This is a genomic window from Geodermatophilus sp. CPCC 205506 (assembly GCF_051383635.1).
In the GTDB taxonomy this organism is placed as follows: domain Bacteria; phylum Actinomycetota; class Actinomycetes; order Mycobacteriales; family Geodermatophilaceae; genus Geodermatophilus.
In genome coordinates this window covers 1-1,177 of record NZ_JALPKP010000117.1, presented here as the reverse complement: position 1 = coordinate 1,177, position 1,177 = coordinate 1, and the positions used below count along the sequence as shown (strand labels likewise).

The 1,177-nt window shown below is 69.8% G+C and carries 1 protein-coding gene; it reads left to right on the top strand.

Annotated features, from left to right (window positions below; translation table 11 throughout):
- Window positions 1-215: 215 nt before the first annotated feature.
- Window positions 216-1,177 (top strand): IS110 family transposase (locus MY520_RS27875; protein WP_436695948.1); only part of this gene is annotated, 962 nt, incomplete at its 3' end.

Sequence of the window (1,177 nt, the reverse complement as noted above, 5' to 3'; positions counted from 1 at the left end):
TGTAACGGTTGCGATCTTGATCGCTGCCCTTGCTGATGAGAATGCTGTCGGGGTCCGGCGACGTCGTTGCACAGTGGTGCGGGTGAGCCCGTAGAGGTGTATGGCGCGGGGCCCTCGGGTGCCCCTTGATTGCTGCCGTGAGCGCGTGGGTCTGTGTCCTGGCAGAGGGCCCTCCGGACGACACCGGATCGGTGGCGAGCAGGGGAGGGGTTGCCGTGGAGGTGCTGTACGAGCGGGCCGCCGGGTTGGACATCGGCAAGGCGACGCTGACGGTCTGCGTGCGCACGCCGGGCCCGGGCGGCCGGCGTGGCGAGACGCGGACGTTTCCCACGACCACCCGCGCGCTGGAGGTCATGCGCGACTGGCTGCTCGACCGCGGGGTGACGATCGCGGCGATGGAGTCGACCTCGACGTACTGGAAGCCGGCGTTCTACTGCCTGGAAGAGGTACTGGAGGTCTGGCTGGTCAACGCCGCGCACATCAAGGCCGTCGCGCGCCGCAAGACCGACGTCAAGGACGCCGAGTGGATCGCCCAACTGCTCGAGCACGGGCTGATCCGCCCGTCGTTCGTGCCACCGCCCGACATCCGCCGGCTGCGGATGCTGACCCGCTACCGGGTGCAGCTGATGGCCGACCGCACCCGGGAGGTGACCCGGCTGGAGCTGATGCTCGAGGACGCCTCGATCAAGTTGTCGTCGGTCGCGGCCAGCCTGACCAGCGTCTCGGCCCGGGCGATGCTGACCGCGATGGTCGAAGGGGAGCGCGATCCGCGGGTGCTCGCGCAGCTGGCCAAGGGCAAGATGCGGATCAAGATGCCACAGCTGGTCGAGGCGCTGACCGGGCACTTCACCGCCCAACACGCCCAGCTGGCGCGGACCATGCTGCACCGGCTGGAGCTGATCGAGGACGCCCTCGCCGAGCTCGACGAGGTCATCGCCACCGCCTGCACACCGTGGGCGCACCAGCTGGAGCTGCTGCAGACCATCCCGGGCGTGGGGCCCAAGGTGGCCCAGGTGATCCTGGCCGAGACCGGCGGGGACATGGCCCGCTTTCCCTCGGCGGCGCATCTGGCCTCCTGGGCCGGTCTGGCGCCGGGGATCTTCGAGTCGGCCGGCAAGCGGCATCAGCCCGAGCAGCAGCACGGCAACAAGTGGCTGACCGCGATGCTGGTCGAGGC